Origin of the sequence: Treponema socranskii subsp. socranskii VPI DR56BR1116 = ATCC 35536 (genome assembly GCF_000468115.1) — a bacterium.
Taxonomy (GTDB): Bacteria; Spirochaetota; Spirochaetia; order Treponematales; family Treponemataceae; genus Treponema_D; species Treponema_D socranskii.
The window spans coordinates 1-14,397 of record NZ_AVQI01000025.1 but is presented as its reverse complement, the minus strand read 5'-3'; the positions used below and the strand labels follow the sequence as shown (position 1 = coordinate 14,397).

At 47.6% G+C, this 14,397-nt stretch carries 11 protein-coding genes, 1 tRNA gene and 1 pseudogene; 6 read left to right on the top strand and 7 right to left on the bottom strand.

The window, feature by feature from the left end:
* Window positions 1-247: 247 nt before the first annotated feature.
* The gene (locus HMPREF0860_RS04125) at window positions 248-2,986 is read right to left on the bottom strand and encodes a type I pullulanase (protein ID WP_021330306.1); all 2,739 of its coding nucleotides are present in this window, start codon (window positions 2,984-2,986) and stop codon (window positions 248-250) included.
* A gap of 334 nt (window positions 2,987-3,320) precedes the next feature.
* Between HMPREF0860_RS04125 and HMPREF0860_RS04120 the strand changes: the two genes are divergently transcribed.
* The 3 genes from HMPREF0860_RS04120 (at window position 3,321) to HMPREF0860_RS04110 (ending at window position 4,238) form a co-directional block, all read left to right on the top strand.
* Window positions 3,321-3,590 carry an ACT domain-containing protein gene (locus tag HMPREF0860_RS04120; RefSeq protein WP_038081020.1) on the top strand — a complete coding sequence of 90 codons (270 nt, stop codon included), beginning with the start codon at window positions 3,321-3,323 and terminating at the stop codon, window positions 3,588-3,590.
* 92 nt (window positions 3,591-3,682) lie between these two features.
* Entirely contained in the window at window positions 3,683-3,964 is a 282-nt protein-coding gene (locus HMPREF0860_RS04115; protein WP_021330327.1) for a BrnT family toxin, read from the top strand.
* Complete coding sequence (locus tag HMPREF0860_RS04110; protein ID WP_021330287.1) at window positions 3,951-4,238, top strand: BrnA antitoxin family protein; 288 nt, start codon at window positions 3,951-3,953, stop codon at window positions 4,236-4,238. Before HMPREF0860_RS04115 ends, HMPREF0860_RS04110 begins: the two co-directional genes overlap by 14 nt.
* A gap of 106 nt (window positions 4,239-4,344) precedes the next feature.
* Here HMPREF0860_RS04110 and HMPREF0860_RS04105 read toward each other — a convergent pair whose 3' ends face one another.
* The 3 genes from HMPREF0860_RS04105 to HMPREF0860_RS04095 form a co-directional block, all read right to left on the bottom strand.
* Entirely contained in the window at window positions 4,345-6,138 is a 1,794-nt protein-coding gene (locus HMPREF0860_RS04105) for an ABC transporter permease (RefSeq protein ID WP_021330354.1), read from the bottom strand.
* A gap of 16 nt (window positions 6,139-6,154) precedes the next feature.
* Window positions 6,155-7,342 (bottom strand): lipoprotein, encoded by a 1,188-nt coding sequence (locus tag HMPREF0860_RS04100; RefSeq protein ID WP_021330264.1) that lies wholly within the window; start codon window positions 7,340-7,342, stop codon window positions 6,155-6,157.
* 123 nt (window positions 7,343-7,465) lie between these two features.
* Window positions 7,466-8,737, bottom strand: a complete 1,272-nt coding sequence (locus HMPREF0860_RS04095; protein WP_021330289.1) for a deoxyguanosinetriphosphate triphosphohydrolase family protein — start codon at window positions 8,735-8,737, stop codon at window positions 7,466-7,468.
* 266 nt (window positions 8,738-9,003) lie between these two features.
* On the opposite strand from HMPREF0860_RS04095, the gene HMPREF0860_RS04090 reads away from it, so the two are divergent.
* On the top strand, window positions 9,004-10,329 hold the full coding sequence (locus tag HMPREF0860_RS04090) for an ArsB/NhaD family transporter (RefSeq protein ID WP_038081062.1): 1,326 nt from the start codon (window positions 9,004-9,006) through the stop codon (window positions 10,327-10,329).
* Between the two features lie 201 nt (window positions 10,330-10,530).
* Here HMPREF0860_RS04090 and mscL read toward each other — a convergent pair whose 3' ends face one another.
* Window positions 10,531-10,968: a large-conductance mechanosensitive channel protein MscL gene (gene mscL, locus HMPREF0860_RS04085; RefSeq protein WP_021330340.1), complete on the bottom strand. Its 438-nt coding sequence runs from the start codon at window positions 10,966-10,968 to the stop codon at window positions 10,531-10,533.
* A gap of 163 nt (window positions 10,969-11,131) precedes the next feature.
* Between mscL and HMPREF0860_RS04080 the strand changes: the two genes are divergently transcribed.
* Window positions 11,132-11,205, top strand: a tRNA-Ile gene (locus HMPREF0860_RS04080).
* A gap of 61 nt (window positions 11,206-11,266) precedes the next feature.
* Here the strand turns inward: HMPREF0860_RS04080 and HMPREF0860_RS04075 are convergent.
* Window positions 11,267-11,458 (bottom strand): hypothetical protein, encoded by a 192-nt coding sequence (locus HMPREF0860_RS04075; protein WP_021330334.1) that lies wholly within the window; start codon window positions 11,456-11,458, stop codon window positions 11,267-11,269.
* 122 nt (window positions 11,459-11,580) lie between these two features.
* Here HMPREF0860_RS04075 and hrpB point away from each other — a divergent pair, with 122 nt between their 5' ends.
* Window positions 11,581-14,112, top strand: a complete 2,532-nt coding sequence (gene hrpB, locus HMPREF0860_RS04070) for an ATP-dependent helicase HrpB (RefSeq protein WP_021495522.1) — start codon at window positions 11,581-11,583, stop codon at window positions 14,110-14,112.
* Between the two features lie 89 nt (window positions 14,113-14,201).
* Here hrpB and HMPREF0860_RS13900 read toward each other — a convergent pair.
* Window positions 14,202-14,397, bottom strand: a pseudogene (locus tag HMPREF0860_RS13900) (Rpn family recombination-promoting nuclease/putative transposase); the annotation flags it as partial.

The following is a 14,397-nucleotide window of genomic DNA, read 5'->3' as shown; positions in this document are numbered from 1 at the left end:
CCAAGCAAACTCGAAATAAAAAGTGTCGGCGATATTTCAGACGACATTTTTTATCGTACCTCCTTGATATGTTTTATTACGAATAAGCAAGTATCGTGAAAATAGTATACCGAGCGAAAGCGTTAGTCAAGGGAGCGCATTGTATCGCCCGGATTTGAAAACGGTGCCGGGCGTTGATTTTACTTTGTCACAATGCATCCGCATTCCGATACTTTTTACAATACCTTCATATTCGACGGCTTTTACGCTATTTTTTCAGAATAATAAAGCTCTTGGCAGCAACTTCCGAAGGAATCGTCGAAGACTCCGTTACGGAACCGGAACTCACATCAATAAGTTTTGTATAGCCTTCATGGCTAATAGATTGTTTTTCTGCGGTAGCATTAAAGTACACCAGGAAATCTTTCGTTGCATACTTCGTCAAGCCTGCCTTAACCTTTTCCGCAGTTGCAGAAGAATTAGCACCGAATGCGTCATGATTTCCCTTTCTTAAAGCGATTAAACCTTTGTACATATTATATACATCGGAGTAGGTGGTTTTAAAACCGAGATCGATAGCATTTATCTCATCGGGTTTATTGTAACTGTTTTCATCTCCTTGCTTTGTACGCAGGAATTCTTGTCCTCCGTTTATAAACGGCGTACCTTGAGCCAAGAATACGTATGCCGCAGCAAGCATGTCTTGCTTTTTAACGTCCTTCAGACCCGCCGCACCGATTTTGCCGAACAAATCGACGGGAGCTTTAGGCGGCGTTGTATAAGAATGAGAAATTGCCAGCTTATCAAACAAAGTATAGTTATCATGACATTCGACATAATTGATAAAACGACCGATGACATCTACATCTTGCTTTGACCCCAGCAAACCTTTTATTACAGCAGGGTCGCCAAATGTCCCTTGAACATGACCGAGCTTAAATCCGCCGAATTCGGCACCTTTAATGGCGTTGCGGAAATCGTCATCGAAGCAGGCAACTCCGTTGTTCGAATAAGCAGTGTCTGCACAATCATCTATACTGCCCTTTGTTCCTGCCGTGATTCCGTTTTTCACCCCGCTGGTGCCGCCCGTCCAAGGTTCTCCGTACACCATAACGTTTTTATCGATGGCTGAAAGTTCTCTATAAATTTCTTTCATAGTCGATTTTTCTATGCAGCCCATTAAATCGAAACGGAATCCGTTCATGTGATAATCAAGCATCCAATGTTTTAACGATTCAACTATATACTTTTTGGACATAGGAGCAGCCGTATCGATTTCATTTCCGCAGCCGCTGCCGTTTATATAAGTTCCGTCCGCCGCCATATTGTAGTAATAGTAGGGAGCGGTCATATCATAAAGAGAATCCGTTCCCGTTCCGCTTGTGTGGTTGTATACGACATCCATAATCACGGCAATACCGGCTTCATGAAGTTTGTTTATCAAAGTACGCAGTTCAAGGACTGCTTGCGTTCCGTCCGTGTAACCGGCCGAAACATAGCGTCCTTCAGGGACATTATAGTGATACGGATTGTATCCCCAGTTGTAGTCGGTATTTGAATTCTTTTCCGCATAGTCAAAAACGGGAAGAAGCTGAACGTGGGTAACTCCTAAATCCCGAAGATGCGCAATAACTTCAGTTCCGTTTGCAATTTCAAGATATTTTCCGGTAGTGGCTGCATTTTCCACTTTTGACCAGTCGCGGATATGCATTTCGTAAATCACCGCATCCGTATAAGATTTTGTCTGTGTACCGTTATTGCCGAACGGATTTTTGTAGTTTTCCTTTGTGCCGTAGTGCGCACCGGAAGGAATCGCAGATGTATCCGAATTTATATCTGCAATCTGCGCCGCAACGGAGTCCGCACCGGCAACTTTGGCATAAATATCACATACATCGTTTGATACGCCGCCGTTTGTAATTCTAAACTTATAATACTTGTAAGATGCAACGTTTACATTTGAAGCGGACCATATTCCATTGCCGTCTTTTGTCATATTTTGAATATGAGCGGGTGTTTCAAGTGAATTTGAATTATTAAAAAGTAAAAGTTTAACATCGCTTGCTAAAGGAGCCCAAGTTTTGAATGAAGCCGTAGTTCCGTTCAGCGTAAGTCCCAAATCGGTTCCGGGATATTCATAATCGCCGTACTGGGCTTTCGTTGCAGCCGTCATTCCGACTTCCAGCCCTGTCGACGGTTTAAACTTGGGATGGCTTATGAACCACTTTTTGGAAGGATCAAGATTTCCGCCGGCTTTTATGTACAACGTATCGGCAAAATTGTTGCTGCGATCGGAACTTGACTTGTAATCATAGTTTTTTACGTCAACAACGGAGATTTCTTCCCCATACTCGGATTTCAAAACAAAACCGTTGGAAGCCGCACTTGTTTCAAGTCCGAACTTAACGGAAAGTTTCAGTTTTATGATATCTACATCTTCTGTCGCAGCGGAAACCAAACTGGGGTCAAAAGTCGGTTCAACGGAATACACGGAAGGATCCTTATTTATAACCATAAAATGTTTACCGTCGGTCAAAGACATAAAACGGTCGTCATTAACGTCCTTATTCCAATCTGCATCACGAACAATAAAATTCAACTTATCGTTAGTTGCAATAACACTTTGTATGTCGGTCAAAGATGAAGTCAGTGTACTGATATCCCAATAGGCAATAGTTTTTCCGTCAATAGTGCGTGAAACGGCATTGCCCTTAGTCGCCGCATATCCAGGCCCTCCGTCGCCGCCTGTTTTCCAGAGCCACAGTCCCCAGTCTGCATATTTACCGTCAGGACGATAGTAGAAAAGAATTACTTTACTATCGGCATGATCGATTTCCTGCGCCAATTTCGATGCGGCGAAAAGAGATTCGGGCGGCTGTCCTATGGTACCCGGTTCAACGGCTTGCGCTATTTTATTACCGTCATCGGGACTTCCGGCACAGCCCGCAAAGAAGATGGCCGATACAAAAAGCACGGCAGCTCCGAATTTTAAAAGCATGTTCTTCATAGAAACCTCCTGAGGAAACGCTGATTAACAGCTCATCTTTTTGATATTTTTCTCAAACCTGTTTTTCGTTGCATAATACTTCTCATAATTATGATTTTTGCGTACTTCGTCTCGGGGCAAAGTGTGCATATATACAAAACGCTCCGATACGGGCTGACCGTACGGAGCGCTGTTTGAGATTGGAAAATCGTTGTGCCGGCGTTACCGTACATAGGTCCCTCGTCATACACAATCGGACTGATCAAACTATCCGCTATAGATATTATAATCCGTTTTCGCGCAGATTGCAATGCGCTCCCTTGCGAGATATCAAATAATGCGCTACACTCGTTTTATGAATGCAATTATCACCGTCGTCGGCTCGGATAAGGTCGGCATCATCGCAAAAGTGAGCGGCTTTCTTGCCGAGCACAAAGTCAATATAGCCGATATTTCGCAGACGATCCTTTCCGGAAATTTCGTTATGATGATGATGGTAAATCTCGACGGTGCCGATATTTCTATAGAAAACCTCCGCGCTGAAATGGATAAAACCGCAGACGCTATGGGCGTCGAAATCAACATCATGAGCGAAAAAGTGTTTTCCGCGATGCACCGGATTTGATCGTACCCGCAGGCGGATTTTGCGCCGAAAAAAAACGGATATTTGTCTTGACATATCGATTGAGATGATTATACATTTTATATGAGAGCTTCATGCAGTTTGAATGGGATGAAAAGAAAAATAATGAAAATATAAAAAAACACGGCATTTCATTCCTGCGTGCGGCACAGATTTTCTTTGATCCGAAGATGATCGATATGCCCGACATAGCACATTCGAATGAAAGCGAAGAACGATGGAACGGTATCGGTATGTGCGGGAGAGTTCTTTTTGTAGTGTATACGGAAAGAAATAATAAAATACGGATTATTTCAGCGAGAAAAGCGAATGAAAAGGAAAGAATCGAATACTACCGTAATTATGACCTCAGATGAAATCAAAAATCTTCCGCCGATGTCGAAAAAAGAACTTAAAGCGCTCGACGATGCAAATATAGTGTACGATGAAGATTGTCCCGAACTTACGGACGAACAGCTTCGACAGTTTAAGCCGCGATACGTAAATCATCCCGCTTCCGTACACGAAAAGCGGAAAGACGGAAAAATCTGTATCCCTATTGATTCCGATATTTTAAAGGCTTTGAAGTCGCCGCAAAAAGATTACGAAAAACGGATAAATACTATTTTGCGCCGCGTCGTATTGGGGTGATAAAAGCGCACTCGTTTTCCGATAAAAAAAATACGGGCGATTCGAACCGCGCGATTCCATAGTGCGCACAGCCCGTCCGCCCGTACAAACGATTTTTCGAATTGATTTACGCGCCGCCGACACCCTTGTCGATCGAAGCGCCGGTCGCTTTATTTACGGTAAAATTGATAAGCAATACGAGTACGATGATCATGAGGTTGATCGCGTTGCCGTACTGCGTATAGCCTTTTTCGTTGAACTGCATGAGCATCGTCGTGAGCACTTTGTTTTGCGGTGTGACGAGGAGTGCGAACAGCGAAAGCTCTCTCATGCACGAAATAAACGGCAGCAAAAATCCCGACAGAAACGTCGCCTTTTGAATCGGAACGATGATGTGTGACATGCGCTTTATCCACGGCACGCCGACAATGACGGCGGCTTCTTCGATTTCGTTTGAAAGCTGCAACATGGCGTTGACGCCGCTTCTCGATGCGAAGGGCAGATATTTTACCGAACCGATGAGCGCGAGGATAAAAAACGAACCGTATAAAAAAGGGATCTTCGTCGCAATCGAAAGGTAGATCGCACCGAACGCCATCGACGGCATGAGGTACGGGAAAAACGCGAGGTTGTTGACGAAAGTTGCCAATTTCGATCCGCGTCGTTTTCCGATCGCATAGCCGATAAGGATGCCGCTCGTGCCGGCGACGACGGAACACACGACCGACAGGCGGAGGCTGTTCCACAGCGTACGCCACACGTCGGCGCTCATGAGAATGCCCGCGTCCATGCCGTTTTCAAGGGCGGATTCGCCGCGTCCGATCCAAAAGTCGAGCGTAAAATTTTTCAGCGAATAATCGCCGGGCAGGAGAAGCATGGACTCAAGGGCAAAGGTGATGAGCGGCACGATCGCGATAAAGCACAAGAGGACGACGAGGACGGCAGAAAGCGGCGTCCTTGCGCCGCGAAGGTTCACGAGCGAAATCTGCGAAGATTTTCCGGTGATCGTCGTAAACGATTTTCGCCTGCCGGTAAACCATTGATTCAATCCCAATATGCCGATACCGAATAAAATCATCGTAAACGCGATGATGTATCCCTGCCCTTGGAAATTGCCGTTCATCATCGTGTACATCTTTGTCGTGAGCACCCAAAAGCGCACGGGCGATCCGAGAAAAACCGGAACGGCGTATGCGCTCATCGCGGAGGCGAACACGAGCAGAAAAGTCGAAAGAAGGGCGGGCATGACGATCGGCAGCGTAATTTTCCGCATGATCTTTGCGCGGCTCGCTTTTAAAATCGTCGCGGCTTCTTCGAGGTTTGCGTCCATATTGCGGAGGATGCCGCCGATGAGGATGTAGGCGAACGGCGAATAGTGAAGCCCGAGTACGACCGAGCAGGGAAAGATTCCGTAGACGAACCATTCCGGCATTGCGATGCCCGTAAGCGCCGTAAAGATGCCCGTGATACCCATACCGACGTTCGCATTTCTGAAAAAGTTCGTCCAAAACATCGCAAGCGTCCACGACGGCATGATATACGGAAAGACGAATACGAATGAAATGAATTTTTTATATTTGAGATTCGTTCTCGTAATGAGCCACGCGACCGATCCGCCGAAAAAAATCGCAATGACGGACGCGATGATCGCCATGAAAACCGTGTTCAGCAGCGGACGATAAAAATTATTAACGGAATATTCGCCGCCGGTGAGCAGTCTCTTCCAGTGGTACGGAGTGAGTGCGCCGATCGGTTTGCGTATGAGCTGCATTTCCATCGGATGAACGCTGTAGGTTTCCAATACGAGCGAAAGCAGCGGATACAACGTCAGCGCCGCGAGCAAAACGAAAAATACGACAAGGATGACGTTCGCGGGGTTTTGAAAAAATGTCTTTATATGATTCGCCGCTTTTTTTGACATGACAGCTCCCATCAGGCTATTTGGTCAGATTTTTTGAAATGAATTCGAAAACGTCCGCGTACGCTTCATTGATGTATTCGGGGTCTTCCATGACGAGACGCGTTTTCCAATACGAAAGCGGCTGATCGCCTTTGTTTACCGGAATGCTCGTATTTGAAGAATATGCGCCGATGTCTTTGCCCCACGGAGCGAATCCCGCAGACGATACCAAATGTTCGATAAAGAGCATGGACGTGTAGGGCATCGTCGTTGTTTTGACGATCTGGGCATAAAGCGGATACATAAAGCCTGCAAAGGGCTCGACCGTCGTATTTTTGCCGTCCGCATAGTACGAAGCGACTTCGAGATTTTCGGTACGCACGGTTTTCGAACGGAGCTTGCTCAAAACGAAAAGACCGATTTTTCCCGACGCTTCGGCATTTGAAATCTGTTCGGCCATCGTCGTATCCGAATTGCCGAAGGAGCAGTTGTGCAGGAATTCCGCGATCCATTTATAGCCGGCATTTTTGTAACTGTCGAGCTGAATGTCTTTTCCGTATAAGTCTTTATACGCTTTTGCAAGCTTGTCCGACCATGTTTTATTCGTCAGCATGATAAGAAAATTTTCGTTTACCTTTTCCGTTTCGGGGCTCTTAAAAAATACCCTGCCTTTCATCGCGGGTTCGGTCAGCTGCCATACGTTCGTGATTGCCGGAACGTTCGAACCGACGGTGTTGAAGATAAACAATTTATCGATGTATTGCTGTACGAGCGGCATTCTGTCCGAAGCGTCGATATTTGAAGCGACGGAAGAAGGTACATAATTCAAAAGATTGCCCGTATCGATCATCTGTACTTTCATAACCGCCCCGTTTTGCGTCAGCACGACGTCCGCACCGTCGATTTTGCCGCTGATTTCAGCCTGCAGTTTCGTATAGATTTCACTGTCTTTGACGTTCGTCGTTTCGACGTCGATGCCGTATAATTCGGTAAAGGCTTTTGCCGCCCTTGCGATGCGCGAACTCGTTCCGTACGCTTTGAATACGGTACCGGCAGATTTTGCCGCCGCCGCTTCTTCTTTCGCTTTTGCGACGAGTTCATCGTGCGACATGTTTTTTGCCGCGTCGATTGTTTGCTTGACGTTCATCTTTTGCGCATTTTTTGAACAGGAAGCGAGTACGCACAGCGATGCGCATAAAACGATTCCGGTCAGTATTTTTTTCATAGAAATCCTCCAAATAAATTTCATAACGATTTGATTTTTTTATATGGCGGGCTGAAATTACCGTTCAGCCGACAATATTCTATTGTACTACGGATTTTTGTTATGTGTCAAATATTTCATTTTTTAAAATGTGATGATCTCTTCATACACTTGAATTGCGAACTGATCGGTCATACCGGAAATATATTCGATGACGCATTTTTGGTACGACTCGTTGTCGTTTATATCGAAGACGTCGGCGGTATTGCAACGGAGAATCCGTTTTTTATCCGGGTGCCCGAGCGGCGCATAGTTTGCATATTTGACGAGCCAGTCTTCATAGGTTATGCACAGAGAGGGATAATAGCGCAGCGCTTGTCCCGCACGCCCGTTTTGCGCATAAGGCTGTACGCGCATGAGCACTTCGTACAGCGTTTTGATGATATTCGACGCGTAGTGCATGAATTCTTCTATGCGCCAGTGTGCATAGATCCGCCGGTAATTGAATTTTTTCAGTTCGATGATAAAACGGAAATACTCGTCCGAAAAACGCAAGCCGCCTTCGGGACTCGACTGCGTACACAAGTCGACGATCAAATCGTTTATCAAAACGGTCGTATTGACCGCTTTGCCGCTTCGGAACGCACCCTTCGCTTTGCCGTCGATGCCGAGCGTCGTCGCGACGATTTCACGCAGTTCGCGGTACGACGTCATATCGAGCATGTGGTATGTCCGCGCGTCTTCGATGTCGCGTCCCAAATACGCGATCTTGTCGGCGATCTTTACGACGCAGCCTTCCCACGTATACGGCTGTACGATGCCCGGCCGCTTTATCGAATAGAGATCGATCGCTTCAGTCCGCGGCACGATGCCCTGCTGATCGATTTCGCCGCAGTGGCAGATAAGCCCGTCTCGCACCGCATACGTCAAATTGAGCGGCTGTTCTATCCCGTCGGGATCGGCAAGCGTTTCGATATAGTCTGCAAAAAAAAGACTGTTCCGCTCATGCCAAAATTTTTTCGGCGCGTTCACGCCCGTTTTTTGTTCAAGCAGCGAATTGAGGCAATTTTCTCCGTGATGACCGAAAGGCGCATGTCCGATATCGTGACCGATCGCGATTGCAGCGGCAAGCTTTTCGTTCAAGCCGAGATATTTTGCGATTTCGGATGCGACCGAAGCGACGTGCAGTACGTGTTCCATGCGCGTACAGGTGTGATCGTTGTGCGGCGCAAAAAAAACCTGCGTTTTATGCTTTAAGCGGCTGAACGCGCGGGAGTGCAAAAGCCGTGTATAATCGCGCTCGAAGTCGGATCGGATTTCGTTGCCTCTTCCGTACAACGGCACTTCGCGTTTTATACATTCCGCCCAATTTTTGCTTTCGGGACAGCATCGCACGTCTTTAAAAGAATCTTTCATACAGCGGTTATTATATCACGGAAAAAGAACGTGAGTAAGTGCGCGGTTAAAAAAATAAGGCCACTGTTAAAAGGAGGAAAAACAGTGACCTTTGCGTTTGCATATAATGCTTACACTCTATAAACGACGGATGCGGAAAATAGTTACAACCGAAAAAAATTTTATGAAAATTACAAAGCGTAAGGTCGATAAATCTGCGGCACGTAGGCTCGCAATACAATCGTGTGATTTACCTGCGGCTTTTTTTTCTGTATACTTTTTTAACTATGGAAATGAAATGGGTCGTGCTCGCGCTTGCCGTTATGATGTATGCGCTCGTCATCATCGTGCAGCATAAAAAAATCGTATTTACATCGGCGGCGGCGCTCGTCATCCTGCTGCTGGGTGCGATATTTCCGGAAAGCATTTTTTCTTCCGGCGGCGTTCCGCTTCGCGCGTATCCTTTCATACACGCGTTCACATCCCTTGTCAACTGGAACGTGCTCATGATCTATGTGGGGAGCATGATAATAGCCGCGCTCTTTATCTATTCGCGGATGCCCGCGTATATTGCGGACATCATGGTGGAAAAAGCGCCGAACACCGGAATCGCAATCGTGCTCATCCTCGCGATGACAGGGATTATTTCGATCTTCGTCGAAAATGTTGCGACAGTGCTCGTCATGGCGCCGATAGCGCTTGCGCTGTGCAAAAAGCTTAAAATCGATCCGACGTATTTTATGATAGGACTTGCCGTCATGTCGAATCTTGAAGGGACAGCGACGCTCGTCGGAGATCCGCCGTCGATGATCTTTGCAAGTTACGCGGGTTATACGTTCAACGATTTTTTCGTACACGCGGCAAAGCCGTCGATTTTTTTCTTTATCCAAACGGGTATGATTACCGGCTGCCTGTATTTTTATCTGTTTTTTGCAAAGCAAAAAGAAAAACCCGATTTGGATAAAAGCGAAGTGATTTCACCTCTTCCGTTCTTTCTCCTGCTCGCGATGATCTTCGGTCTGGCCGCAATTTCGTTTTTGCATTTCGATTGTGAATTTTTGTCGGGACTGTACGTGCTTGTACTCGGCATTGCGGGTGTGCTGTGGTTCCGATTTGTACAGCGTCGGTCGCTGCGAGAAACGTGGCTGCTTATCAAAGGACTCGATTGGGAAACGATCGCGTTTTTGATCGGCATATTTATCGTCGTCGGCGCCATTTCGGAAACGGGGCTGCTCTCCGATTTTGCTCATACCCTTGCGCGCATTACCGGAGGCAATGTCTTCGTCGGCTTTATGCTGATCCTTACCGTATCGGTTGTGATTTCCGGCTTTGTCGACAATGTGCCGTATATTATCGTCATGCTGCCTGTCGCGCAGACGCTCGCTTCCCGGATGGATCTCGCCGCCGAATTGTATATGTTTGCACTCCTTATCGGTTCCTGTCTCGGCGGCAATTTGACACCTTTCGGAGCGAGTGCAAACGTCGTTGCGATGGGTATTCTCAAACGAGAAGGGTATCCGGTCGATTTTGCAGGCTGGCTTAAAACAGGAGCGCCCTTTACGATTTTGACGACGGCAGCTGCAGCCGCGGCACTGTGGTTTGTGTGGACCTAGCGTACATTGGGATATTGCAAAATGTGTATAAACTTTGTGTCACGCGTGACGGTAACGTACTTCTCGGTTTGCGTCTTGTGTGTGTAATCAAACGTCACGATACGGGGCATCGAAACGCAGCGGACGGATTTTCGCCGAAAGCATAGAGGCTGTCTCAAAAGTCGGTTGCTTTTTCGACAGCCCTTTTCGAAGCTCGGCTTATTAATTTTTATTTTTTAAGATATCGCGGATTTCTTCGAGCAGCACGATATCGGCGGGTTTGGCTGCGGGCGCTTCTTCTTTTTCTTCCTTTTTCTTAAAGCGCTCGAAGATTCTGACGACGACAAAGATACAGATTGCGACGATTAAAAAATCGACGACGGTTTGAATGAAATTGCCGTATGCGACCGTCGCTTCGCCGATCTTTACGCTTAAGCTCGTAAAATCGATGCCGCCGATCAACAGACCGATAAGCGGCATGATCATATCGTTGACGAGGCTCGAAATGATTTTGCCGAACGCACCGCCGATGATGACGCCGACCGCCATATCGACGACATTGCCGCGCGAAATGAATTTTTTAAAAGCCGTCGCTTCTTTCGAAGCTGCGGAAAAACCGCCTTTCAAACTGAACTTGTTTTCCGAATTGTTTTCACTCATGGGATACTCCTCTTGCTTGCTTAATACGATAGTATCAGAATATGCTTTGTTCGATGTTCTGTCAATGAGGGATCTGTATAAAGAGGCAAGCGGAATATCTGATCGGCGTCCTGTTCATATATTGATCAAAACTAGGCCTTTGTGATACTATTGTTGACAATTCGGGCCATTAGCTCAGTCGGTTAGAGCAGAGGACTCATAATCCTTTGGTCCCCGGTTCAAGTCCAGGATGGCCCAAAAAAATTAACAAAAAACCCGCAAGGTAATCCTTGCGGGTTTTTTGTTAAAACGGTGTACACTATTTCAATACTTTTGAAATGATGTATTTGGAAACGTTCATGCCGGCTTTTTCAGCAAGCTTTTGGATTTTCTCCCATTTTACATCATCGCATGAAATAGAGTGCGATTTTGACGCTTCGGCAGGATTCTTTGCTTTGCGTGGCGTTTTTACGACCGCTTTTTTTACGGCTGTCTTTGTTGTTGCTTTCATATTAATAAATATACCCTAACGCGAAAAATAAATCAATACGGAAAAGAAAAATAACAAATTATTAATATTAACGAATTTGAGGCGCGCTTGCATCGCCGCGCTTAAAACAAGTATAATGTACCGTGCACGATTATCCCGATCTTGTTAAGCAGCTGCCGATCGCTCCGTATCTGGACGATATCTGCGTCTCTCTTAAATCTTCCGGTTCTCATTCTCTCATACTTACGGCGGAAACGGGTGCGGGAAAATCGACTGCGCTTCCGCTCGCGCTTCTCAATCACTTTTCGGGGAAAATTATTATGCTCGAACCGCGGAGGATCGCATCTCTTTCCGTCGCATCTCGTGTTTCGACGCTGCTCGGAGAGGAGATCGGGAAAACCGCAGGTTATGTGATGCGCCTCGAATCGAGAGTATCGGAGGTTACGCGCTTTACCGTTATGACGGAAGCCGTTTTGACGCGCATGCTGCAGGACGATTTGCTTTTGGACGGCGTTTCCGTCGTCGTCCTCGATGAATTTCACGAGCGATCCGTGCAGGCCGATCTCGCGCTTGCGTTTTTAAAAGAGACGATGTCACTTCGCGGCGATTTATACGTCGTCGTCATGTCGGCGACGATCGATACGGCATCGCTGTCGTCGTATCTCGCAGCCGGATGTGAGGCTGCACCGGTGTTTGCCGTACCCGGCCGTCAATTGCCGGTCGACGTCGAATACGCAGGTGCCCTGCTTCCGTCGGATGCGGTGATGCGGGAATTGCAAAGGCGGGATAGGGGAAGCATCCTCGTATTTCTTCCGGGTATAGCCGACATTCGAAAAACCGCGGCGGAACTCGAACGCGAAAGTGTCGACGCGGATATTTTGCTTTTGCACAGTTCGATCGATTTCGATGAACAAAAAAAAGTGCTCTCTCCTCCGAATGACTTTTCTCGCCGCCGCGTTATTTTATCGTCGTCGATCGCAGAGACGTCTCTTTCCGTTCCCGGCGTAAGCGTCGTCATCGATTCTGGTTTGGCAAGAATCAATCGCATGAACGTCGCCGCCGGTATGGAGATGCTCGTCACCGAAACCGAAAGCGTCTTTTCGGCGGAGCAGCGGAAGGGCAGAGCGGGACGCATGAGAAGCGGCCGGTGCGTGCGCTTGTGGCGCGAAAACGACGTACGCGTTGCAGAGACGACTCCCGAAATACTTCGCACCGATTTAACCGAACTCGTACTCGAATGTGCCGAACGGGGCGTTTACAGGCGCGATGGGCTTTCATGGCTCGCGCCTCCGAGCGCTGCCGCTTGGAAGAGCGCACAAAAATTATTAATTGTGCTCGGCTGTTTGACTGCGGAAGACAAGACGGATGCGGAAAATTCCGTGCGTATCACTTCACTCGGTAAAGCCGCTCTCACACTCGGTCTGCACCCGCGCCTTGCCTGCGTTGCGCTTTCGGCACTCAGCTTCGGAAACGTCGGCGAAAGTGCAGATAAAAAAAGCGAGATATCGAAAAAAGAGCGCGGCGGCCTTGCGCCCTGTGCCGAAGCGGCGCTTCAATGCGTGCTCGCGTATTCTCCTTATGCGGATTCTCCGTCCGCCTTGCAAAAACGTTTTTTTTCCGATCTTGTAAAGCGGCTTGCAAAATGCGCATACCGTTTTCCCGATCTGTGCGGAAATTCCGGCTCGGAGGACTCGAGCGATGTTACCGCCGCCGTTTTGCTGCTTGCAGGATTTCCCGACCGCATTGCGCATTTGGAAGGGGACGGTACGTATCGATTTCCGTCAGGCCGCGTCGCATCCCTTCCTAAAAAGGATCGTGACGCTTTTCGCGTATTTCCCGAGTGGATCGTCGCGCCCGTCGTGGATGCGGGAGAAAAGGAAGGCCGTATCTATCGATGGGAAGCGCTTTCTGCGGAAGAAGCGGAAGCATGGCTTTCGGTGCGGAGCGAAACGTACACGGAAACGGAGTTTGCGGAAGGAACTCATTCGCTTCGAAAAACCGAATACACTCGTTTCGGAAAAATCGTATTGGCGGAAAGACGTGTCGCCGTACAGGATGGAGATTTTGCATACGCCGCGTGCCGTGCAGTCGAAAAGAACGGCATTACAAGGCTTCCGTTCGGTGAAAAGACGAAAGCGTTTTTAGCGCGTGCGCGTTTTTATGAAACGCATACGAGAGCCTTCCGCACAGTCTACGACGGCTCTGCGGTAAGCGCTGACGGTATGTATACGATCGCAAAGTCGTCCGAAGAAAATTTAATAAAAACCGTACGCGAATGGCTCCCGCCTTTTTTGACGGGAACTACACTCCGCGAAAACGCGGTATACGATGCGCTTTATTATTATCTTGACGGAGCGAAGGTCGATAAAAATGTACCGCAAACGATTGTGCTCGCGAATGGAAAATCCTGTACGCTTTTATACGATACGGCCGCGGAAGGAATTATTCGACCGACGATCGAAATAATCGTCCAGAAGATTTTCGGCTGTTTTGAAACACCCCGCGTTATGGGTGTGCCGGTGCTTTTCAAACTGCTTTCTCCCGCGAGACGCCCGCTTCAAATTACCGACGATCTTGCAGGTTTTTGGAGCGGCGCGTGGCCGGAAATCTGCAAAGAGATGAAAGGCCGATATCCGAAACATAACTGGGATTACCGCGCCGCCGAGAGGGAATAACTCCGATCGGATTCTATTTGTGCATCAGGCTACGTTGATTAAGTTTGCCGCTCATCTGATAGACGATGCCGGTTTTTCGAGATATTCCATTATAAATTTTTGATTTCCACTTCCGAGAGGCCGGTCGCTTTTGCTATCGCTTCAAGACTCATCTGCATACCCGATAAAATTTTCGCCGTCTCTCGCTTTGCTTGATAAGCTCCCACGGCGATACCGTCGCGGCGGCCTTGTAAGAGTCCGTCTCTCCTGCCTTTGCGTATTCCCCGCTCAAAACCGATCTTTTCG